Consider the following 23,154-nt stretch of genomic DNA (forward strand, 5'->3'; position numbering starts at 1 on the left):
AAATATGGAAAAATCAATTATCGCCAACAATATTTCAAAAAAATATAGATTATATAATAAATCTTCGGATCGCTTAAAAGATTTGCTTTTCCCTGGTAAGTATGGGGAAGATTTTTATGCCCTATGCAATATTAATTTTGAAGCGGAAAAAGGGGATGTCGTTGGTTTTGTAGGTATTAACGGATCTGGAAAATCAACGCTGTCTAATATCATCGCTGGAATTGTTCCGGAAACTTCAGGGTCTGTAACATTAAACGGCGAAGCCTCTCTTATCGCTGTCTCTTCAGGGCTGCGAGGAGATTTAACAGGCAGGGAAAACATTGAACTAAAATGTTTGATGCTTGGATTTTCAAAAAAGGAAATAAAAGAAATGGAAGATGAAATTATTTCTTTTGCCGAACTTGAACAGTTTATTGACCAGCCGGTAAAAAACTATTCAAGTGGGATGAAATCTAGATTAGGTTTTGCGATTTCCGTTTCAATTGATCCAGACATACTAATTATTGACGAAGCATTGTCTGTCGGGGATAAAGCATTCTCGGAAAAAAGCTTTGATAAAATGATGGAGTTTAAAAAAAGAGGCAAAACGATGATCTTTGTCAGCCATTCTATTAACCAAATGAAGAAGTTTTGTGAAAAAATACTTTGGCTGGAGTTTGGAATGGTAAAGGAATATGGAACAGTTGAAGAAGTGATCCCTAAATATGAAGAGTTTTTAAACTCATACAAAAAAATGTCAAAAGCTAAAAAAGAAAAATATAAAGAATCTGCAATTGAACGCCAAAAGCAAGTTTTGCAAACTTCTTAGAGCTAAATAAAGTTTTATTTCGACAAAACTCTCCTTTCGATATATGATAAGGAGGGTTTTTTTATTTTTTGTAAAATTTAACTATAGTAGACACTTTTAGGATTTTATGATTAATAACTTCTATAAGTGAAAGAAATACCATTTAATTAACAGGACCTTTGTGCTATGATTTGTTTTGTGTTGGTTTACTGCATATCAACATATTTTTATTATGCTCATTCGTCCGTCATGGAAATAACGATAAAATGGATGTGAATAATAATTGGAAAAGGCTATAAAGAATAAAGTTCGTAAAGTAAAAAAAGTAATCAAAAGAATAATCCCCCGAAATATGATGAAAATAGCAATGAAGTGCTATGTGAAGTTTCATAAAAAATTAGCGAGTTATGCTATAAATAAAAAGAAATGGAAGATGGCTGTCAAACATTTTCATTATATCTATAAATCACACCCCAAAAAATTATCTGCTAACGATTTTTTGCACTATTACGAAGCCCTTCAAAAAGAGAATCAAAATAAAAAAGCAATGGCTGTTCTAGAAAAAGCAGTAAAACTGTACCCGAAGAATAAAAAAGTGATTATTTTATTATCGGATCTTTATATCAAAAAGAAGGAATGGAAAAAGGCGGCAGCGTTATTAATTAAACTGCTTGAAATGAACAATAAAAACATTCCTATTAAAGTCTATACTAATTTAGCCACTGCCTACAGACATTTAAAATTAATTGATAGAGCAGTATATGTATTACAGGAAGGGATTCGGCAAAATCCAGAAAGTTTGAAGCTTTTAAATCAATATCTAAATATACTCATCGAACAAAACGAATGGCAATCATCTATTGATATTTTTGAATACATTTTAAAACTGCGGACTGAAAAGCCAACTCTTGATGACCTTTTGCAACTATCGATGTTTTATCAAATAGTTGGCAACCATGAAAAGGGAAATGAAATTTTTGAGGAGTTGCAAAGTAGTTATTCCGATGATATTCAAAAAGATGAATTGGGATATCGAAAATTAGTATTATTAGATAATGGAGAAAGTCGAATAGAGTTTTATAAAAATCTCCAAAAAACTAATAAAGTTATTTTGACGTTTGACTCAATTAGTGTTCTTTGGGATCAACCATCCTTTGGTTTTAAACTACTTCACTCTCAGGGCTATGATATTATAGCGGTTAGGAAAAAAAGAAAAGACTCCTATTATCAAGACTTGTCTCTTGAAAACTATGTGGATGCAGTGAGTTCTTTAGTAGATGGATACAGCGACAAAGTGGCATATGGATATAGCATCGGTGCCTACGCTGTATTATATTACACATCAAAACTTAATTGCCGGATTTTGGCGATATCTCCTCGATTATCTGTACATCCACTGTACGGTAAAAAGGGGAAGATAAAGAAACATAAACTTTTACACTCAGTATCGCATTATTATAACGCCGACATTAACCCTGTAATTCTATATGATCCTCACAATGGCCAAGATAATAAGTATATTCATAAAGGACTATTACCATTTTATCCCAATGCCCAGCTGCTAGAAATTCCTTATGCTGGTCACGGTATTGCACCGTACTTTCTACAAATAGGAATTCTTAAGGATTTTGTCCTTTCTTTTGTAAAAGATGGACAGGTAATGAAATATGACAAGTCACTTAAAGTAAATTCGGGTATATATTATTGGAATCTCGGTAGATGGTGCCTAAGACATAATAAACTTAGATGGGCAAATGATTTGTCTAAAAAAGCACTTTTACTTGGGCCGACAGATAAATATGCAGTAAAACTGCGTATCGACATATTATTCAAATTGGGAAAATATGATGAAGCGATAGAATTTGTTGCGAAAACATCGGAACTTGATCCAAATAATATTGAAATTAGGAAATTTATGATTGATGTTTATATAGAAAAAAAGGATCTTATTTTAGCAGAAAAAGAACTTAAAAATCTGATAGAGATATTTGGCGAAAAACCTGTATTAAAAGGCAGAGGAAAGAACATTGAAAAAGCGAGAAAGTTGCTTATTCAAGACAATGTAAATCCAATAGAAAACATCGGTTGATTTTTACAATTGGAGAAACTATATACAAGTTTACTATTCATTTATCATCGTTTATCCACGATGTCTTATTGCGAATATAGTTGATAAGGTGTATATTTGTTAGAGATGTTTCGTCATATTCCAACAAGTCAAGCTAATAATGAAAATACAAACTTAATATAGTATTAGAATATTATAATAACTTTAAAAGGAGAGTACTCAGATGATATATGCTGAAATTCTTGCTGGTGGTAATGGATCGAGAATGGGAAATATTAATATGCCTAAGCAATTTCTTTCCCTTAACAATAGACCAATCATCATTCATACGATAGAAAAGTTTCTCCTAAATGATCGTTTTGATAAAATTATTGTCGTTTCAAGAAAAGATTGGGTTAATCATACAAATGATATTATTAAAAAATATATTGAGGCAACAGATCGAATTGTAGTCGTTCCTGGTGGAGGAGACCGCAATGAATCAATCATGAGCGGTATAAAATATATTGAAGATAATTTCGGGTTAAATGATGATGACATCATTGTTACCCATGATTCTGTTCGCCCATTTTTGACACATCGAATCATTGAAGAGAATATTGATGCTGCCCTTGAGTATGGTGCAGTTGATACAGTAATAGAAGCAATTGACACAATCATTCAGTCTGAAAACGGGGAAGAAATTTCAGATATTCCTGTAAGGGATACGATGTTTCAAGGTCAAACGCCTCAAAGCTTTAATATTAAAACTCTAGTAAATCATTATAGTTCTTTAAATGATAAAGAGAAAAGCATATTAACAGATGCTTGTAAAATTCTTTCCATAAAAGGTGAGAAAGTAAAACTTGTGCGAGGAGAAGTATTTAATATAAAGGTGACAACACCTTATGACTTGAAGGTAGCTAATGCCATTATACAGGAGCGGATATCAAGATGATTAATCAAGTATATCGTTTAGTATCTCCACGTCAATTTGAAGTTACCTATAAAGATCGTTCTTTACAGTCGGATTATGTTGTCGTACGCCCATCATTCCTTTCCATTTGTGCTGCTGACCAGAGATATTATACTGGCACACGCGGAAAAGAGGCTATGGCCCAAAAGCTACCTATGGCTTTAATCCATGAAGGGATAGGTAAGGTAGTATATGATTGTTCCGGAACATTCAAAAAAGGAACATATGTCGTGATGGTACCTAATACACCTTCAGAAACCGACGAAATTGTTGCTGAAAATTACTTGAGATCAAGTAAATTTAGATCGAGTGGATACGATGGCTTTATGCAAGACTATGTTTTTCTTAAGCCAGATAGACTAGTAGAATTACCAGAATGGCTAAATCCACATGTAGGTGCGTTTATCGAATTAATTACAATTGCCATGCATGCACTAGTCCGCTTTGAAGCAAAAGCTCACACTAGACGAGATGTATTCGGAGTTTGGGGAGACGGAAACCTAGGGTTTATCACATCTTTAATTTTAAAGAAACGTTTTCCTAATAGTAAGGTCATTGTTTTCGGAAAAAACCAGTACAAATTAGATCACTTCTCATTTGCTGATGAGACATATCAAATCGACCAAATCCCGGAAAATTTACAAATCGACCATGCTTTTGAAGCTGTAGGAGGTCGAGGAAGCCAAAGCGCCATCAACCAATCAATCGATTATCTTTCTCCGGAAGGATCGATTTCCATCATGGGTGTTTCCGAATATCCGGTAGAAATTAATACAAGAATGGTTTTAGAAAAAGGAATCACGATTATTGGAAGCAGCCGCAGTGGTCGCAACGATTTTGTAAATACAATAGAATTCATGAAAGAACATCCCGATTTTGTTGATTCTCTTGGTATTTTAGTGGGAGACGTTCATTCTGTTAAAACGATTAATGACATTATTAATGCGTTTGAGAGTGATCTTACACTGTCATGGGGAAAAACAGTAATGGAGTGGAAAATATAAAAATAAAACAATCATTTAAAGGCAGGCTTTTAATTATGAATATAAAATTATTACCAACTATCATAGTTAAATATTTGATTCGTTCTGCCTTTTTTTTGTTTTCTTTACTATTTCCAGTTAATGAAAAAAAAATCACCTTCGCTTCATATCGATCAGTAAAACTTGAAGGTAATCTACAATTTATATATCAGGAAATGGCGAATGAATATAAGGATATTACCTTAAGCATTCTTATGAAGAAATTTAATGGGTCATTTTTTGGTAAACTAGATTATGTATGGCATATGCTGAAAGCTTGTTATGCACTTGCTACTTCTAAATTTTTCATTATTGATGACTTTTATTTTCCTGTTTATGTTATAAAGCCTCGTAAAGGTACAGAGATTATCCAACTCTGGCATGCGCCTGGAGCATTTAAAAAGTTCGGATTAAGCACAATAGGGAAATCGTTTGGGACAAGTAAAGAATATTTAAAGCATGTCCCAATTCATTCGAATTATTCGAGGGTATATGTAAGTTCACAAAAAGTAGTTCCGTATTATGCTGATGCATTTGGGTTGCCGGAGGAAAGTATATTTCCGCTAGGGGTGCCGCGAACAGATTTCTTTTTTGACCATGATAAAATGAACGATAGTGTCAATAAGTTCTATTTAAGGTTTCCTGAACTAATAAATAAAAAACTTATATTATATGCTCCAACTTATCGCGGAGATAGCCATAATCAGGACCATTTTAATTGTCCTATTGATATTCCCCTATTAAGAGAAATTGTAGGAGATGAGTATGCTCTTATAATAAATTTGCATCCGTATATGAAGAAGAGCATCAATATTAATAAAAAAGATGAAAATTTTGCTTTCCTAATGAATGGAGAGTTTAGCATTGAAGATTTATTAGCAGCAACAGACATATTGATAACTGACTATTCTTCAGTAATATTTGATTATAGTATTCTTGAAAAGCCTATGGCGTTTTATGCGACAGAGCTCGAAGACTATAAAGAGGAACGGGATTTTTATTTCGATTACGAATCCTTTATACCTGGACCACTTTTTACTGAAACTCAATCACTCGGAAAGTGGATTTATGAAGGTGTTTTTAATAAAGCGGAAATTTCAAAATTCAAAAATGAATTTTTTGATTTTATAGATGGAAATGCTAGTAAACGAATAGTGGACCATTTACAAGGTAAAGAGGTCGCTGAACAAAAGAAAGAGTTGCTATCAAACGTTTAACAAAAAACAATCGGACTTATGTTAAAAATACTCTTAGATAATAAGGAGACAATATAATGGAAGAAAGTTTTGAGCCAAATCTTTCGCAAGAAGATGAATCCAATGACTTATTTGACTCATTACCTGCAAAAGAGCAAGATAAGTACCTCGGAGACATCCATGCCAAAATTACTTCGTTAACTTGGAATGGAACTATTTTAAAACTTGAAGGATATTCTTATATTGAAGGAATTACCTTGAAAAATTACTCAGATATAAGAAAAAACCTACTACTGATTAACGAAGAGGGGGAACATTTAAGATTCGTCCTTGAAGATATCGTAGTATCAGAAATTAAGTGTGATAAAATCGACAGCAAATACAATTGGGCCGGATTTAAGGGGACAATTAACTTTGCAAAGTCAGCGGAAAGTAAGCCGTTGTTGCCAGGAAAATATCAAACATATATTGAACTTGAATATATAAAAAACAATCAAGTTTTAATTGCACGAAAAACCCCGCTTGGTGATATTCGCAGGTTTTTGAAAAATGATTTTCATAGCTCGCAAATGGAATATTTCTCGGCCAAGAACCAGATTGTAAGCAATTTAATGGTCACATATGATGTGAATTCTAAAAGTATGCTATTGGAATCCATAAAAATAAGAAGCATTAATCCAAGCTTATTATATGGAGATATTAAAAATAAGACGAAACCACCGGGAAGGATATACCGTTTATTTAGATCCATAGTGTTTCAAATCTTATATTTGTTGTTCCATATATTCCCTGTGAATTCCAAAAGAATTTTATTTGCTTCTGACAGCAGGGCTGAAATAGGCGGAAATCAAAAATTTGTATATGAAGAAATGATCAGCAGAAATCTAGATTTTGATTATAAATTCATGTTTAAAGAAAATAGCTTTGTTAAAAAAAGCCCAATTGAGATTATGAAGTTAGCCTATTATTGTGCAACTTCAAGATTCATTCTTTTGGAAGAAAATTACCCGATGATTTCTCCACTTACAATTAGAAAAAATGCAGATTTAGTTCAACTTTGGCATGGGGCCGGGGCATTTAAAAAATTCGGATACTCTCGTATGGGACAACCAGGTGGCCCAAAAATTAATTCTAAAGACCATCGAAATTACACAAAAGCGGTTGTAAGTACAAAAAACGTTGCTACACACTATGCCGAGAGTTTTGACATTGATAAAGATACCATTTATCCATTAGGAGTCCCGCGTACTGATATCTTTTTTGATGAAGAGTATAAAGAGCAAAAAAGAAATGAGTTATATGAGCAATATCCTTTTCTAAAAGGAAAAAAAGTGATTTTATTTGCCCCAACCTTTAGAGGGAGAGGCAGAAAAGAAGCTCACTATCCAATGGAATACCTTAATTTTGAAAAGCTATATGAGAATTTAAAAGATGAATATGTGTTTTTATTTAAATTCCATTTCATCATTTTAAATAAGGTTACTATCCCTTATCAATATTCCGATTTCTTTTATGACTTCACCGATTATAGAGAGGTTAACGATCTATTATTGATTGCTGATTTACTAATAACCGATTATTCTTCGATATGTTTTGAGTATTCTTTACTGGATAGACCGATGCTTTTCTTCGCCTATGATGTCGAAGAGTATATTAGCAAAAGAGGGTTTTACTATGAATACCAATCATTCATCCCAGGAAATCTCGTAAAAACAAACAATGAAATGATTGATAAAATTGTCAATAAAGACTTCGCTGAGGAAAAGATAAAGCCATTTAGGGATTATTTCTTTGATTACCAAGATGGCAAAGCTAGTAAACGTGTAGTGGATCGAATAATTTTAAACGAGAATGATGAAGAATAATTTGTGTTTATTTAAAGGTATTACTATGCTTTCGTGAAGATTGATTGTTAGGATACCTTTATTTTTTTAAGGGGGCTTTTCATATGCAGACACACCAGTGGCTTTCCCATGTCACCCCTGATATCGTGACAGAAGCACGTGGAACAAACCTAGATGCTTATTTACTTGCGGTAGAGGGCTGGAGAAGGGGACTAGAATTAAGATGGTCTTCCAGAAAAGTAAAGAAAAGAGGAGTGCATGCTCCGGGACGTTTATTTACTTTAACGAACGGAAATAAAACACATACCTTTTATAAAACAAGAGGGGACCATTGTACTCAACAAGCTGTAGATATAGGAAATAATAAAAATTTAACAAAAGAATGGTTGTCAGAACGTGGAGTTCAAGTGCCTGAAGGTAAACGATTTTTAGCTGAAAATTCAAATGACGAAATAATCAATTATGCTGCTGACATCGAATATCCTGTTGTATTAAAGCCAACAAAAGGCGATCAAGGTGTTGGGGTAGTTGCCAACATTAAAAACGAGGAGCATTTAATCCAATCCCTTAAGTATGTTCGAGGAGATCTTAAATTTTCTGATGTTCTTCTTGAAAAGTTTATTGAAGGGGAAGAGTACCGTATTTTTGTTGTCGACAATAAGGTTATTGCTGCCATTAAGAGAATTCCAGCAAATGTGGTCGGTGACGGTATTAGCACCATAAGATCTTTAATAGCACAAAAAAATAAAGAGAGAAAAAAGAATCCGCGTTTATATAGCTGTTTAATTAAAATTGACCACGAGGTGGAAAGTTTCACAAAAATGGCTGGGTTCACATTGGACAGTATTCCTAATAAAGGTGAACAAATATTTCTTAGGGCAAATACAAATGTATCAACGGGAGGAGATTCTGTTGATGTATTGGACGAATTGCCAATGGAAATTAAAAACGTGGCCATTAAAACATTGCAAGTAATGCCTGGATTGCCACATGCTGGTGTAGATGTGATTATTAATCAAAACGCGCCAATAGAAAAAGCCGGGGTTGTAATTGAGATAAACCCTGTTCCACAAATTGGTTCTTTAGTTTTTCCTATGATTGGACAAGCTCGTGATGTTCCAGGAGCCATTATTGATTATTATTTCCCTGAAACAAAGGATAAGAAAATATATAATCCGAATGTATATTTTGACTTAAAAGTAGTTCTTGAGCCATTATTAAATAAAACGGCCAGTGAGGTTATTGTCACACCACCGCCATTGGAAGAAGTAGTAGGGAAAAAATACGTTGTTTCCGGTGATATAAAAGGTGATGGCTATGCTAGATGGATTAGAAAGATAGCTCTTGAAGCAGACTTGTTTGGATATATAAAAGCCTTGAAAAATGGCAACTATGAAATTATTGTAGGCGGCACCGAAGAGGCTGCAAATACCTTTAAAAATAAATGCACAAAATGGAAGTCAAAAAATATAAAAGTAGTATCAGAGGAAACTTGGAAGAAGCCGATAAAAGTGGGCTACCAAATATTGAAAGAGCCTGATAAAACGGCTAAACAGAAACCTGCTCCTCCAAAACCTGCTCCAAAACAAAAGAAAAAGTTAACCTGGAAACAAAAAATTAAAATTTTGATTTCGTAAATTGAATGATAACGGGACTCCACTATATGGGTGGGGTCTTTTTTCCTTTTTGCTCTTGGTTTTCGTGTAGGTATGAGAATAAATAGGCGGAGAATTTCCGGTTAATGTATGTAGAGGAAGCTTAAGAAGCAGAAATAAGCGGAGATATTCCGGTTAACCGCTCTAAATATAACTAAATCCCAAGATTTGGACCATATAAACGGAAAATCTCCCCTTATTTTAAAGGAAATAGGGGTATTTCCTAAAATAAACGGAATTTCTCCGTTTACTTTCTGAAATCAACATTCAGTTATAACAGAGCCGACTTTTAAAGAGGGGAAGAGCATATAGCTTTAATAAAAATAATGTCTATCTTCCGGCTCGTCTTTATATGGGTATTCTTTTTCTTCCTTGCGTTTCTCTTTTTTCTTTTTAATTTTCTGAGTCTCTTCTGAATTTGAAACAGTATTTTTAAATAGATTAAAGATCATTTCAAACATTTGAAGCACCTCATCTCTAATATTTGTACAGTTACCATACCATTGAGATATTCGGAAAACGTTAATAATGGGTTAATGTTTTGTGAAATTTCATTGAGGAGGATTTTTACCTTTTTTAAATCTGATTAAATACTAAACTTACATACTTCCCCAAAAAATTGTAATATTGTAGAGTAATAGTATCACCTACCCTTTTTTTATAGCTTCTATTCAGTTTTGGAAAGTTTTATTGGTAGTGGTATTACTAATTTTACCCAATGTGTATGAAGAATAAAATGAAACAAAAGTCCTGTGAATTTGTAATGCTTACTTCACAAATGAAAGATAATTGCCGATATATTAATGTGATAGACAATTTTTTAATAGAAAACCAGGGGGAAAACATGCACAAATTAAGAACAGTCATCATTGTATTTGTATTCTTACTATCTACTTTTTCTTTTAATGGACAGCCGGAAGCGGCGGCTAATATTGTGAACCCAAACAAAGTATATTCCTATGACCAGATGGTGAAGGATATTAAAAAGTTGGGAAAAACATATCCTGATTTAATTACATATAAAGTGATTGGAAAATCTGAGTATGGCAGAGATATTTATGCCGTGTCGCTAGGAAAGGGACCAGCGACTGCTTTTATTAATGGGGCCCACCATGGTCGTGAATGGATCACGACTAATTTAAATATGTATATGATTGAGGAGTATGCAAAAGCGTACAAAAAAAATAGTAAAATAAAAGGCTATAATGCTAGAAATATATTAAATTCGACTACGATTTGGTTTGTGCCAATGGTAAATCCGGATGGTGTGACGCTTCAACAGCAAGGACTAAAAGCATTTCCGAAAAGCAAACATGCGTCCCTTATTAAAATGAATAAAGGAAGTACAAACTTCAAGCGTTGGAAGGCAAATGCTAAAGGAATAGACTTAAACCGTCAATATAATGCTGGGTGGAAGACAATCGTTAACAGTCCAAAAGGTCCAAGTTATGCCCATTTCAAAGGCTATAGTCCAGCAAGTGCTGCTGAAGTAAAGGCTGTTTTAAAGCTGGATGCAGAAATCAATGCTGAAATGGCAGTAGCCTATCATAGCAGTGGGAGAATCCTATACTGGAATTATAAGCAGGACAAGGCAACTTATAAGAGGGACCTTGTATATGCTCGTGCCATCAATAAATTAACCGGGTATCCATTAGTGAATGCTGGTAAAAATCCATCTGGCGGCGGTTATACTGACTGGTTTATCCAAGCGAAAAAACGTCCAGGCTTTACGCCAGAAATCTCCCGGCCTGTTTATGAGTCTAGCCCGCCAATATCAGAGTTTAAGGGCGCATGGAAGGAAAACCAAGCAGTTGGACTTTATGTGGCCCAAGAAAGTGCAAAGCTGTATGATGCGCGAAAGAAAAAAGAAGCGGAAAAGCTAGCATCTTCATTTAAGTCACTTAAGACAAAAGCGAGCAAGCTGAAAAGTTCATATTATACGAATGTGAAAAAGGAATCTGATTTAAAAATAACGAAATCCTTTAATGATCTGTATTCCTCTGTCGTTAAAGAGTCTAAAAAACTGGAAGCAAAAGCAGCTAAAATTCCAAAGAAACATCGGAAACAAATCGATTCCTATATAACATCGATAAATGGATATAAAAATTACGCAAAATCATATATGGATGCGGTTAATGCAGGAAATGCACTCGTAACCTCTACGAAGAGCCTTGATAAATTATTTGTAGATGGCAAGTTGAACTCAACAACAATATCCAAACAAAAACAACTGATTAAATCTACCACGGCTGCAGAGAAAAAAGTAAATAAGATGTACGGGAAAACGCCAAGATCTTTAGCTAAGAAAAAATATATTACGCCTGCAAGCATATTGACTAAGAACGTTCAATATGAAATTGATCGCTACAACTTAACGTTGCAGATTGAAAAAGATGTTAATATGAAAAAGATCGATACAGCAAAAGCAAACCTTGCTAAGCTAACTAAATTAGAAGCGTCTAGTAAAAAAGCAAAAACAGATGGAAATAAAAAATATCCAGGTAAATATAAAACATATAAGAAAACCGAAGATTTACTGAAGAAAATGAAAGCAAAAGTCGAGGCTAGTATTAAAAAATTGGAGAAGGAATTAGAACCGAAGGAAGAGCCGGTTGACGAGGAGACCCCAGTAGAAGAGAATACGAAGTAACTCTAAATTTAAAATCCGAATTTTTCGTATGCGATGGAAATTCGGATTTTTTTTATTGATAGGTTTCGCTAATTGATGAATTTTCCGTAAGAATTGATGAAAATCGGACGGCGATTGGTGAGAATTTTAAGTTGATTGGTGAAATTAGAGTGGAGAATGGTGAGAATTCATTTAGAATTGATGAAATTAATCAACAATTGGTGAATATGAAAAAAGTCACGTGCCAGCGACTTTTCTCCTTTTAAAGAAGGTATAGTTAATTGGTAAGAATTTTTATTTAAGAGAATCCGCTTTTAAAATCCGAATTTCGTATGTGAGCGAAATTCGGATTTTCTTTAATAAATTTGTTACTCTAACTCCAATTCATTTCCATTCACATACCCTACTCGTCCAGAAATATTTACTTTATACCATTCACCCGATTTAGAAAGATAGCTTAATGTTTCACCTTTATGAATAGTTGCTAGACGAAATGCTTCATTATTTGATTTCTTTGAATATATTTGAACCTCGTTGGAAAGTTTTATTTTTCCTATTGGCAAATCCTTATTAGTTGTTTCTGGTATGTTAGCACTTAAAATAGGAGCGGTGGATTGTTTCTTTACATAGGCTTTTGATGCTCCGAATAATACCTCATGCATCGTTGAATTTTCTTTTAATCTAGGAAATACTTGGCCTTTCTATAAAGTTCCCATTTTAATATATTTTCCTTTTGTTTTCTTATAAATGGCTATGTTGGATTTTTTCGTTTCAAAATACTTTATTTCTTTGCTGAACTGCAACACTGCATCGTTTTTATTAATATAGCCGATCCTCTGTCCTACTTGTATTTTATAATAATCACCTTTCAAAGAATCAACGTAGACAGTTTGTCCCTTGAGCAATGAGGCAAATGTTTTTCCTTTCGCAGAAGCTGATTGTTTGATGGCTATATTCTTGCTTGCTTTGGCAACCCCATTCTTTTTAAGTGATGATTTTATCATTGAATCTCCCCCTGTTAGAAAAAGGTAACCTTTATCATATTAGTTCTTTTTGCATAATAGGTATATAGAATTTTGTGTGTTATTTAAGAGGATAATAGAAAAAAGAAATAAAAAATCCGAATTTTAGACCCAGTCCAAAATTCGGATTTTCTTTTATTTCAAACGTTTTTTAATGATGGGTTGACTTTCCTCGGCTGACTGTTTATTACTGTTCATTGAATAACTACTATAATATTCATCAAGCCCATAATGATATTTATTTCCTAATTTATCTTTATATTGAAGAATATAGTATAAATCATCTGTACTAACCTTTTGGTAACTTATTTTATTTGTGCCTTTTGTTAATTTGTAGGTTTTGGTATCTAGCAATGTTTCACTGTAATAACTATCGTAAACAAAAAGGTGTAAATCTACTTCTTCTTTTAGAGTAATTTCAAGAATTAAAGCTGTGTTTTCCCAGTAATATTCATTCGATGGAGTGAATGAAGGAATGTGGGATAATAGCCAAGTTGGGTCTTCATCATTTGTAATCTTACCCTTTACGGTCGTTACCGTACCACCAGCATTAGCGGCTTTAAGGACATATACATAGGAATCGTCATATGTATAATATCCATTATCGTCACGTCCATCCCATTTAAAAGAATTAATTCCTGCTTTTCGGGAAGAGTTTTTCACGATTGTTTTTACTTTATCATCGTAACTATCAAAGATTTCAATCGTGACCGTTGCTGATTGTGACAATTTATAAAATACTTCACTAGCAATTTCTGCATAATAACTATCATTATACTCGACTGTTTTTGGATATTCGATAGAAACCTTCGTTAATGCTACGATTAGATTACCTGTATAAGAGCCTGAAAGCTTGTACTTATCGACTACGGTAATTTTATATTGATATTTTCCATCGGCCAATACTTTTCCGGATGCGTCTTTACCATCAAACACAAATTTCTGTGTACCAGCTGCTTTAGAAACTCCGGATTGTACTGTTCTTACGACTTTTCCATCTTTGAATATTTGCACAGTAACTTTACCGGCTTTACTAATTTTATAATTATAGGTTGCATTTCCGGATGCCTTATAAACGAGATCTTTTGTCGCCTGAATCGTTGGTTTGATCCAATTCTGCAACGTGAATTTTTTCGTCTTGCTTGATAACTTGTTGCCGACAGCATCCTTAACCTCGACTAGAATATAGTACTTTCCTTCCGCAACATAATTCCCTTTATCATTTTTACCATTCCAATTTAAAGTAATGGTTCCTTTGTTGTAGGATTTGTTGCTGGTCAACTTTTTGATTTTGCTGCCTTTTTCGGTAACAACATAAGCCGTCATACTTACCTTTTCTTTTACTGTAACTTTTGAAACTGATTTTGATTTGCCGTCTAGTTTATAAGTTGATGACGATAATGAAATCTTGGCTGTTGGCTTCACGGTATCAACCTTTATGGACATCGTCGAATTTTTCGATTTGACCTTTCCAGAATCAATCGCTGAAACTACGAGCTTGTAAGTTCCGTCCTTCACTAACTTACCTTTGCTATTTTTTCCATCCCAAGTGAGTTTTTTATTGCCAACGCTGGTAGATTTATTGTTTACAAGTGTTTTAACAAGCTTGTTTTTATTGTCGTATATTTTTGCTGTCACTTTCCCAGGCTTATTTAAATTATAAGAAAGTGATAACTTTTTCACTTTAGGTGAAAAGGAAGCGGATGAATTCATTTTTACAGTAATTTTAATTTTATTAGTGATTTTAATTTCTTTAGTTTTACTGACCGTTTTTTTACCATTCGATAATTTGGCTACTACCTTATACTTGCCTGATGGTGCGTAAATGCCACTAGCTAGTTTTCCATCCCAAGATGTGGATACTTTTGTTTTATTCCAAACTTTCGACTTTACTAATGTTTTAACTGTTTTTCCTTTGGAATCTTGAATGTAAAGAGATAGTTTAGCACCCTTATGGACAGAGAAAGAAATGGTATTTTTCTTTTTACTATCAACCGTAAAATTCGTATTTAATTTAATGCTCGAGATCGGGGCAGGCGTTTTTTGCAGTGCTTTGTATGCATCGACACGCCCATAGCCGTAATAATAATCCCAGCCTTTAGAACCTAAATCTTTTGAAGAGGTTGTTAAAATATTTATTACTTGGTCTGCGGTCAATAACGGATTTTTAGATAAAATTAAGGCCGCTACTCCTGAAACTACAGGCGAAGCCATAGATGTTCCATTCATATTTTGATAGGAGCTGCCGTTAATGGTTGAATAGATATCCTGCCCCGGAGCGGCAAGGTCTATATAATATCCGTAATTTGAGAAATTTGTAAATCCGTCATTTTTATCAGTTGCACTGACTCCTAAAACAGATGATAAGGCAGCTGGATACGTGTACCTGGAAGTGCTGCTATTCCCTGCTGCTGCAATAAGGACGACACCTGAACTCTTCGCGTATTCTGCAGCGTAATCCAATATGTAGCTATACGCTTCTCCGCCAAGACTCATATTGACTACGTCGGCGCCTTTATCTGCAGCATATACAAGAGCTACTGCTACGTCATACATATCGGCTCTTTCACCATAGAAAACATTAATCGGCATTATTTTAACATTTGGTGCAATTCCCGCAACACCTGCTTTATTCATGGAAGCGGCGATTATGCCTGCTACATGTGTGCCATGTGGATGAGCGGTAAAGGTTTTTCCGCCTGTGACTGCATTGTACGGTGAGACAATCTTCCCTTTTAAATCGGGATGACTTGTTTGAACACCGGCATCAATGACTGCGACCTTAACTTGGGACGATCCTTTTGTAATATCCCATGCTTTCGGCATTTGGATTTTCTTCAAATACCACTGATTTTTATAGCCAGGATCACTTGGTGTGTATTCTGATTCCACCTTGTAATTTGGTTCAACAAATTCAACTTCTTTATATGTAAGTAAATCTTCCGCAATTTTGATTAAATCGCGGTCATCTTTAAATGTAACGAGCGAAAAAGTTCCTCCCGGAAGAATGGATGTCTCCGTTCCTTTAAACGTTTGAAGGATTTTTTGCTTTTTTGATGGAGTGATTGAAGATTTGAATTTAATCACTAGTTCATCTTTGTTGTACTCCCTATTCTCATCAAAAATACTTTCTGTGCTAAACTTTGAAATTTTTGGTTCAACGTCAAGTTCTTCAGCAGATGCTACTGAAAAGAACATAAAAAAAGCAACGAATACGATTGAAAATATCGAAACTCTTAGCCTCATAAACTACCTTCTCTCTATTTAATCAATACTTCTATTTTAATCTCTTTTCATAAGGAAATATATAGAAAATATCGCAAATATAGACAAGCAAAGATTATAGAGTCATCTTCTGTCGTACGCATGCCAATTTTCGCGCATTTTCTGGTGCTATAATTATTTTATTCTTGGGAACTGAACAGGAGGGGAGTTATGTCAAGTTACAGTTTAATCTTGTTGTCCGGTGGAATCGGAAAACGAATGCAGTTGAATATCCCTAAGCAGTTTTTGCTGCTTGCCGGTAAGCCCATTTTTATTCATGTACTGGAAAAAATAGATTTGATTGATGAAATAAAAGAAATCATTATCCCTTGTCCCAGCGAGTTTATAAGCAAAACACAAGAGATTATTAATGATTATGGATTTTCTACCCCAATCAGTTGTATTGAGGGTGGAAGTTCACGGCAGGAATCTGTTTATAAAGGTTTGTTGGAAGCAGCATTTGAACATGTGATTATTCATGAGGCGGTTCGTCCTTTTGCATCAAAGGATGAATTCAAACAACTTATTCAAGAGGATAGTGAAAACGCTATATTCGGTTTAGATATTCCTTTCACGGTATTAGAAGGCAGAGCGTTTGTTGAAAAAAACTTGGAGCGGGACCGGCTAGTGAATGTCCAGCTGCCACATAAATTTCAGCGGAAAAAGCTTTTATATGCCCACGAATGCGCCCGCGAGGACAAGCTAGAGTTCACGGAGGATGCAAGTCTATTTTTTCATTATTTTAAATCAGACATTACGATATTAAAAGGCAGTGAGGTAAATATAAAAATTACGAAACCTATTGATCGAAAAATTGCAGAAGCGATATACAAAGAATCTATCTTAATGGAGGATTGATCATGTCAAAAACTTGTATTATCACGGGTGCAAGTCGTGGAATAGGGAGAGCCATCGCAATATCTTTGAGTAATCGAGATGACATTACGAATTTTATATTAATGTCGAGAACAGAGACAGGGTTAGAAGAAACAGCAATGTTAATGAATACATCAAAAAATATTGAAGCGTTTGCGCTTGATCTTACACAGTACAAAGAGGTAGCTGGGGTCATACAAGAAATAGGCGATAAATATGGAACGATTGATATGCTGATTAATGTTGCTGGCTATGCCAATCCCAAATCACTTCTTGAAACGTCCATAGAAGATTGGGAGAAAACGTATAGCATTAATGTCCATTCTATTTTTAATATTACGAAGGAAGCCGTTAAGTTTATGAAAAAAACAGGTGGACAAATATTGAATGTTGCTTCGACCGCCGGAAGTTCAGCGCGTCCAGGCTGGTTATCATATGCTTCATCGAAGGCGGCAATTATAAATATGTCGCAAACATTGTCAGCTGAGCTTTCCGAATATGGAATTTTAGTATATTGCATTTCTCCGGGAAGATGTGCTACGGAACTGCGGAAAGTTTTAGCTCCTGATGAGGATCCGAGCACCATTATGCAGCCGGAGCAAGTTGGGGAGGTCGTAAATCAATTGTTATCGGACGATGAAGTTTGCTTGGACGGACAAAATATCGTTGTAAGGAAGCAAGTGAAAGTTGCGAGAAAAAAGGAATCTAGCGTATTGAGGCGGTAATTTATGATAGAGACAGTACAAATCATCCTACTTATTCTTATATTGCTCTCGGTCAATCGACCTTTGCTAAAAAAATCGAAACTTATTGGTAAAAGAACGCTTGTCGTAATGGTCCATCTGTTATCAAAGTTGGTGCCCAAATCTCGTAAACTTGTTATCTTCGGCGGCGAAAATGGACAAGGGTTTAGGGGAAATACGAAATATTTATTTTTAGAGATGACGAAAAATCCAGACATTAAATGTGTATGGATTTCTAAAAATAATAAAGTGATAGCATATTTATTAAGGCAAGGTTTTCATGCACATAAACATCATTCATTAAAAGGGATTTACTATCAATTACGGGCGAAGCTGGTTATCCATTCGCATTCAATCAACGATGACTTTAGTAAATCCTTTTTAGGAGGTGCGATTTCGTATAATACATGGCATGGTGTCGGTTTGAAAAAGGTGTGGGGGGCGAATAAAAATACTTTCTCTTATAAGGTCCTCCATGATCCCAATCCAATTAGGCGTTTTTTTGGGGAATTTGTCGTCAAAACAAATTTAGCTAAAAAGAATTATATGGTGTCTACAAGTGAAACCGTTTCTTCCTACTACCCTGAAACTTTTTTAGTCCCGAAAGCTAATGTCTTGGAACTGGGACAAGTTCGAAATGATGTGTTTTTCAAAGAGACAGAAGAAGATGAGTGGATTCCAGAGTGGATTAGAAATGAAAAAATCATTTTGTATATGCCGACACATCGGAATTTTGGAAAGTTAGAAAGGGATATTAATCTCGTATTTGATTTTCAAATATTGAATGAATTGTGTAGGGAAAAGGGTTATACATTTCTCGTTAAGCGCCATATGTATAGCAGCGGTCAAGTTCCGATGATTTATGAGCGAATCGTTGATATTAGTGAAGCCTCTTATGATCCACAGTTATTGCTGAAGTACACCGATATATTGTTGACGGATTACTCGAGCTGCTACACTGATTTCTTATTATTAGATCGACCGGTATTATTTTATTGCTATGATTTAGAGCTTTATTTACAGAAATCCAATGAAATGTATTTTAACTATTTTGATGTGACGCCAGGCCCAAAAGTATATCATTTTAATGAATTCTTAGGAGAACTTGAAAGGTCGATGGAAACTCCCGCTCTTTACAAGGAAGATCGAAAAAGAGTACTCGATATATTTTATTCTAAAGGAAATCAGCAGGAAGTACTTCAGAAGCAAATCGATTATATATATACGAATATACTAAAAGTGAAAGGTAGGTAATTATGAGGCTAATACCTACTATCATCGTAAAATACATATTAAGAGCTTTCTATGGATTCTTTTGCATAATGTTTAAACTCGATCCATATAAAGTGACGTTTGCTTCGTATCGGTCGAATGTGTTGAAAGATAATTTGGCTTTTATTTATGAAAGAATGATCGAGAAATATCCCGAATATAAAAGGGAGCTGCTATTTAAGAAATTCAATAGTACGGTGATGGGAAAAATCCAATATATATTCCATATGATCCCGGCATGCTATCATTTAGCAACATCGCGCTACTTCATTGTGGACGACTATTATTTTCCGATTTATGCGATTCATCCGCGGAAGGGAATGGATATTATTCAACTGTGGCATAGTGCCGGGGCGTTGAAAAAGTTCGGCTTAAGCACAGTCGGGAAGCCATTCGGACCAAGTGAAGAATATTTAAAGCATATCAAAATCCATGGGAATTATTCGAAGGTGTATGTCAGTTCGTCAGAGGTCATCCCTTATTTTTCAGAGGCTTTTGATATGCCGTCAGAGAATATTTTTCCATTTGGAGTACCGCGTACAGATTACTTTTTTTCAGAGGAAGCAATTGATGATATAAGATCCCGATTTTATATTGCATTTCCTAAGCTTCATAGAAAAAAGATCATTTTATATGCTCCGACATTTCGGGGGAAGAGCCACGATCAAGACGAATTTAAATTGCCGTTTGATTTGGAAAAATTGGCGGGTAACTTGGAAGATGAATATGCGCTGCTCATTCATCTGCACCCGTATATGCAGGCGGATTTGCAATTGGAAGGTAAATTTGCTTACCAAATCAAAGATGCCTTTGTCATTGAAGAACTGTTAGCAATCACAGATATTTTAATTACGGATTATTCAACAGTTTTCTTTGATTTTAGTTTATTAAGCCGTCAAATGATTTTTTATCCATATGATTTGGAGGATTATATTAGGAGCAGGGATTTTTATTATCAATATGAGGATGTGATTCCGGGGCCGATGGCGACAGATACGAATTCCCTTGTGCAATTGATTAATGCAGGTTCTTTTAATGATGAGAGAATTTCTGCCTTTAGGGATCGTTTTTTTGATTATCAGGATGGGAAAGCGACTGAGAGGATTGTTGAACATATATTTAAATAAGAATTTGAAGGGATTGTTACAAAAATTCGGTGGAATTGACTTTTTGTGGCAGTCCTATTATTTTTTTCCAAAAAAACCAACAAAAAGGTCGGAAAATCTAGTAAAATAATAGTTATCAATGTAAGAAAGGAAGATTAGTATAAGAATGACTTTTGACTTATTGAATCCAATCATATTCTGACGATAGATGTAATAAGAAGCTATAAATCTAGTAAACTAATGGAGCGTGAACCGATGAAGCTGATGAAGAAACTATTTTTATTGACAGCAATTTTACTAACATGTGCAACTCTGTCTCCATTTTCAAATATGCCAGCAGAAGCAGCAAGTAAAACGCAAAAAATCACTAAAACCACTTTTCAAACGACAGATAATTTAAATTTACGAAGTGGCACTAAGGCGAATGATCGAGTAATCTTGACGATTCCTAAGGGGAAAAAGGTTACTGCGACAGCAATAAATGGTGATCGTTATAAGGTGTCCTATACGTATAAATCGAATGGGAAAAATGTAACAAAAACTGGCTGGGTCCATAAGAATTACGTAAAAGAATATTATCAATATACGAAAACGAGCAAAACATATTATGAAGCTTCGAAGACTGCGAATCTTCGTTCTACAGCAGATACAAAGAAAAAAGTAGTCAGCAAGATTGCGAAAGGGAATGTTGCATACTCTACGCAAAAAGTTGTGAACAGCATTGGGAAAACATGGTATAGAGTATCTGTCAGCGGAAAGAATTATTATGTTTCAAGTGCTGATGTGAAAAAAGTTACATCTAAAACCTTTTCACAAACGAAGTATTTAGCGAAGAATGACACGAATCTTTATTCTTCATATAGCACTACTTCCACAAAACTTATTAAAATCCCAAAAGGTTCATTAGTTACATCAACACAACGAATCGGTAATTGGTATAAGATAAAGTTTAGCGGAAAAACCGGCTATATTGCGATAGGGAATTTTGTGAAGTTTGTTAGCCCAGCAGAAGAAAAAATGAGTAAAGCAACATACAACACAACAGCTAAGTCTGACTTAAAACAATATGCGCATAGTTCTTCAAAGACGCTTGCCTCTATTCCAAAAGGTATAAACGTGACCCCAACGCACAAAACATCTAATGGATGGTTCAAGATTAAGTACGATGGAAAAACGGGGTATATTCTAGGTACTAAAGTAAAAGAAGTGAAGAAGGAAGAGCAGCCTGCAGTGGAACCACCGAAGGAAGAGCCTCCTAAAGTAGAGGTGCCAAAGGAAGATCCGCCAAAGGTAGAACCGCCTAAGGAAGATCCGCCAAAAGTGGAACCGCCTAAGGAAGATCCTCCTACAGAAAAAATCAAAGAAGAGGCAATACCTGAGAAAACGTATTGGGTGAAAGCAGATTTAAACTTAAGAAAAACTGCTGATACTACTTACGATCCAATTTTAACAATCCCGAAAAATAACATTGTAATCCCGACCCATAAAACATCTAATAATTGGTATAAAGTGAAATATAACGGAAAAACCGGCTATGTTTCAGGGTCTTATTTGCAAGAAGTCAAAACGGGCGATCCAATGAACGGGCGCACAGGCTACCAATTTATTGATTTGCGCACACCATCGCCTGTAACCGCGGCGCAAATTAATAATTATATTGCTAATTATGAAAATCTGTCTAAGAAAAAAAGTGTTTTAAATGGAAAAGGACAAGTATTCATTGATTCGGCAAAAAAATACGGAGTGAATGCCCTGTATCTAGCAGCCCACGCCATTCATGAGAGTGCATATGGAACGTCGAGCCTGTCATTTGGGAAATACAATTTCTTCGGATTTGGAGCATTTGATGCAACACCTTATGTAGGTGCATACCGATTTCCAACGATCAATTCAGGCATAGACTTTATTGCTAGTGAAATGAAATCGACTTATCTCAATCCTGCTAATTGGAAATTCAAAGGTTACCACTTAGGATTTAGCTCAAAAACGCTAGGTAATGTCAGAGCTGATGGTATCAGCGAAGGAATGAATTTTTACTATGCGACTGATGAGAAGTGGGGACAAAAAATAGCGAGTCATATGGAAAAAATCCTGCCTTATAGTAAGGCTTACTATGACAAGGCTGCTGCAAATACAACAGTCCCAGCACGCCCAGGTACACCTGCAGGAAGTGATGTATTTCCAACTGATATAATAGCAACAGCGAATAGCACCTTATATTTGAGAAGCCAAAAAGGTGGAAGCGATAATGCGGGCAGCATTGTAAAAGGAAAAACATTCACCGTTCTCGAAAAAACAAATGACTATTGGGTAAAGCTCAATTACGGAGGCAAAGTATACTGGACAAATAGCATCAAATTCGATGTCTATAAAAGCTATTTTACAGTCCAAAACCTCGGCAGAGTGAATACCGATGGATTAAATATTCGACCTGAAGCAAGCACTAGTAAAGCACCAATAGGGCAACTTGGATTTAACGACTATGTTTCTATTGTTCTGAACAAAGACGGAACCCTGAAGATGGATAGCACCAAAACATGGTATCAAATCAAACTATCGGATGGAAAAACTGGCTGGGTCAGCAGCTCCTATGTTACAAGAGAACTAAAATAAATAAATTATATTTTTAGCAAATCTGCCGCTGAAACAGTGGCAGATTTTTTTATGTTAATTTATCCCCTTCAACTTATTCTAGGGGTAATTTTATCGTTTCGT

The 23,154-nt window shown here is 34.9% G+C and carries 17 protein-coding genes; 13 read left to right on the forward strand and 4 right to left on the reverse strand.

What is annotated here, in order from left to right; translation table 11 throughout:
• Positions 1-4: 4 nt before the first annotated feature.
• The 7 genes from tagH to NQ185_RS07150 all read left to right on the forward strand — a co-directional run bounded on the left by tagH (position 5) and on the right by NQ185_RS07150 (position 9,509).
• Positions 5-808 carry a teichoic acids export ABC transporter ATP-binding subunit TagH gene (tagH, locus tag NQ185_RS07120; protein WP_257580932.1) on the forward strand — a complete coding sequence of 268 codons (804 nt, stop codon included), beginning with the start codon at positions 5-7 and terminating at the stop codon, positions 806-808.
• 262 nt (positions 809-1,070) lie between these two features.
• On the forward strand, positions 1,071-2,876 hold the full coding sequence (locus NQ185_RS07125; protein WP_257580933.1) for a tetratricopeptide repeat protein: 1,806 nt from the start codon (positions 1,071-1,073) through the stop codon (positions 2,874-2,876).
• Positions 2,877-3,078: 202 nt separating this feature from the next.
• Positions 3,079-3,792, forward strand: coding sequence for an IspD/TarI family cytidylyltransferase (locus NQ185_RS07130; RefSeq protein ID WP_257580934.1), 714 nt, complete (start codon positions 3,079-3,081; stop codon positions 3,790-3,792).
• Positions 3,789-4,814 (forward strand): ribitol-5-phosphate dehydrogenase, encoded by a 1,026-nt coding sequence (locus NQ185_RS07135; RefSeq protein ID WP_257580936.1) that lies wholly within the window; start codon positions 3,789-3,791, stop codon positions 4,812-4,814. Before NQ185_RS07130 ends, NQ185_RS07135 begins: the two co-directional genes overlap by 4 nt.
• Positions 4,815-4,849: 35 nt before the next feature.
• A complete protein-coding gene (locus NQ185_RS07140; protein WP_257580937.1) occupies positions 4,850-6,049 on the forward strand; it encodes a CDP-glycerol glycerophosphotransferase family protein in 1,200 nt (399 codons plus the stop codon).
• Between the two features lie 56 nt (positions 6,050-6,105).
• The gene (locus tag NQ185_RS07145) at positions 6,106-7,893 is read left to right on the forward strand and encodes a CDP-glycerol glycerophosphotransferase family protein (RefSeq protein WP_257580938.1); all 1,788 of its coding nucleotides are present in this window, start codon (positions 6,106-6,108) and stop codon (positions 7,891-7,893) included.
• A gap of 83 nt (positions 7,894-7,976) precedes the next feature.
• The gene (locus tag NQ185_RS07150) at positions 7,977-9,509 is read left to right on the forward strand and encodes an ATP-grasp domain-containing protein (RefSeq protein WP_257580939.1); all 1,533 of its coding nucleotides are present in this window, start codon (positions 7,977-7,979) and stop codon (positions 9,507-9,509) included.
• Positions 9,510-9,841: 332 nt separating this feature from the next.
• Here NQ185_RS07150 and NQ185_RS07155 read toward each other — a convergent pair whose 3' ends face one another.
• Positions 9,842-9,988, reverse strand: coding sequence for a hypothetical protein (locus tag NQ185_RS07155; protein ID WP_257580940.1), 147 nt, complete (start codon positions 9,986-9,988; stop codon positions 9,842-9,844).
• A 383-nt stretch (positions 9,989-10,371) separates the two neighbouring features.
• Here NQ185_RS07155 and NQ185_RS07160 point away from each other — a divergent pair, with 383 nt between their 5' ends.
• The gene (locus tag NQ185_RS07160) at positions 10,372-12,177 is read left to right on the forward strand and encodes a M14 family zinc carboxypeptidase (protein WP_257580941.1); all 1,806 of its coding nucleotides are present in this window, start codon (positions 10,372-10,374) and stop codon (positions 12,175-12,177) included.
• Positions 12,178-12,524: 347 nt separating this feature from the next.
• Here the strand turns inward: NQ185_RS07160 and NQ185_RS07165 are convergent, their stop codons facing one another.
• From NQ185_RS07165 to NQ185_RS07175, 3 genes are all read right to left on the reverse strand, one after another.
• A complete protein-coding gene (locus tag NQ185_RS07165; RefSeq protein ID WP_257580942.1) occupies positions 12,525-12,818 on the reverse strand; it encodes an SH3 domain-containing protein in 294 nt (97 codons plus the stop codon).
• A gap of 39 nt (positions 12,819-12,857) precedes the next feature.
• Positions 12,858-13,160 carry a hypothetical protein gene (locus NQ185_RS07170; RefSeq protein WP_257580943.1) on the reverse strand — a complete coding sequence of 101 codons (303 nt, stop codon included), beginning with the start codon at positions 13,158-13,160 and terminating at the stop codon, positions 12,858-12,860.
• Positions 13,161-13,313: 153 nt separating this feature from the next.
• Positions 13,314-16,424, reverse strand: coding sequence for a S8 family serine peptidase (locus NQ185_RS07175; RefSeq protein ID WP_257580944.1), 3,111 nt, complete (start codon positions 16,422-16,424; stop codon positions 13,314-13,316).
• A 189-nt stretch (positions 16,425-16,613) separates the two neighbouring features.
• Here NQ185_RS07175 and NQ185_RS07180 point away from each other — a divergent pair, with 189 nt between their 5' ends.
• The 5 genes from NQ185_RS07180 (at position 16,614) to NQ185_RS07200 (ending at position 23,052) form a co-directional block, all read left to right on the forward strand.
• Entirely contained in the window at positions 16,614-17,300 is a 687-nt protein-coding gene (locus NQ185_RS07180) for an IspD/TarI family cytidylyltransferase (protein ID WP_257580945.1), read from the forward strand.
• Between the two features lie 2 nt (positions 17,301-17,302).
• On the forward strand, positions 17,303-18,043 hold the full coding sequence (locus NQ185_RS07185; RefSeq protein WP_257580946.1) for an SDR family oxidoreductase: 741 nt from the start codon (positions 17,303-17,305) through the stop codon (positions 18,041-18,043).
• Between the two features lie 3 nt (positions 18,044-18,046).
• Positions 18,047-19,315 (forward strand): CDP-glycerol glycerophosphotransferase family protein, encoded by a 1,269-nt coding sequence (locus NQ185_RS07190; protein WP_257580947.1) that lies wholly within the window; start codon positions 18,047-18,049, stop codon positions 19,313-19,315.
• Positions 19,316-19,383: 68 nt separating this feature from the next.
• Positions 19,384-20,460, forward strand: coding sequence for a CDP-glycerol glycerophosphotransferase family protein (locus NQ185_RS07195; RefSeq protein WP_257580948.1), 1,077 nt, complete (start codon positions 19,384-19,386; stop codon positions 20,458-20,460).
• 234 nt (positions 20,461-20,694) lie between these two features.
• On the forward strand, positions 20,695-23,052 hold the full coding sequence (locus tag NQ185_RS07200) for an SH3 domain-containing protein (RefSeq protein WP_257580949.1): 2,358 nt from the start codon (positions 20,695-20,697) through the stop codon (positions 23,050-23,052).
• The last annotated feature ends 102 nt before the right edge of the window (positions 23,053-23,154 follow it).

The sequence above is a fragment of the Lederbergia panacisoli genome (assembly GCF_024626525.1).
Taxonomy (GTDB): Bacteria; Bacillota; Bacilli; order Bacillales; family Bacillaceae_C; genus Lederbergia; species Lederbergia panacisoli.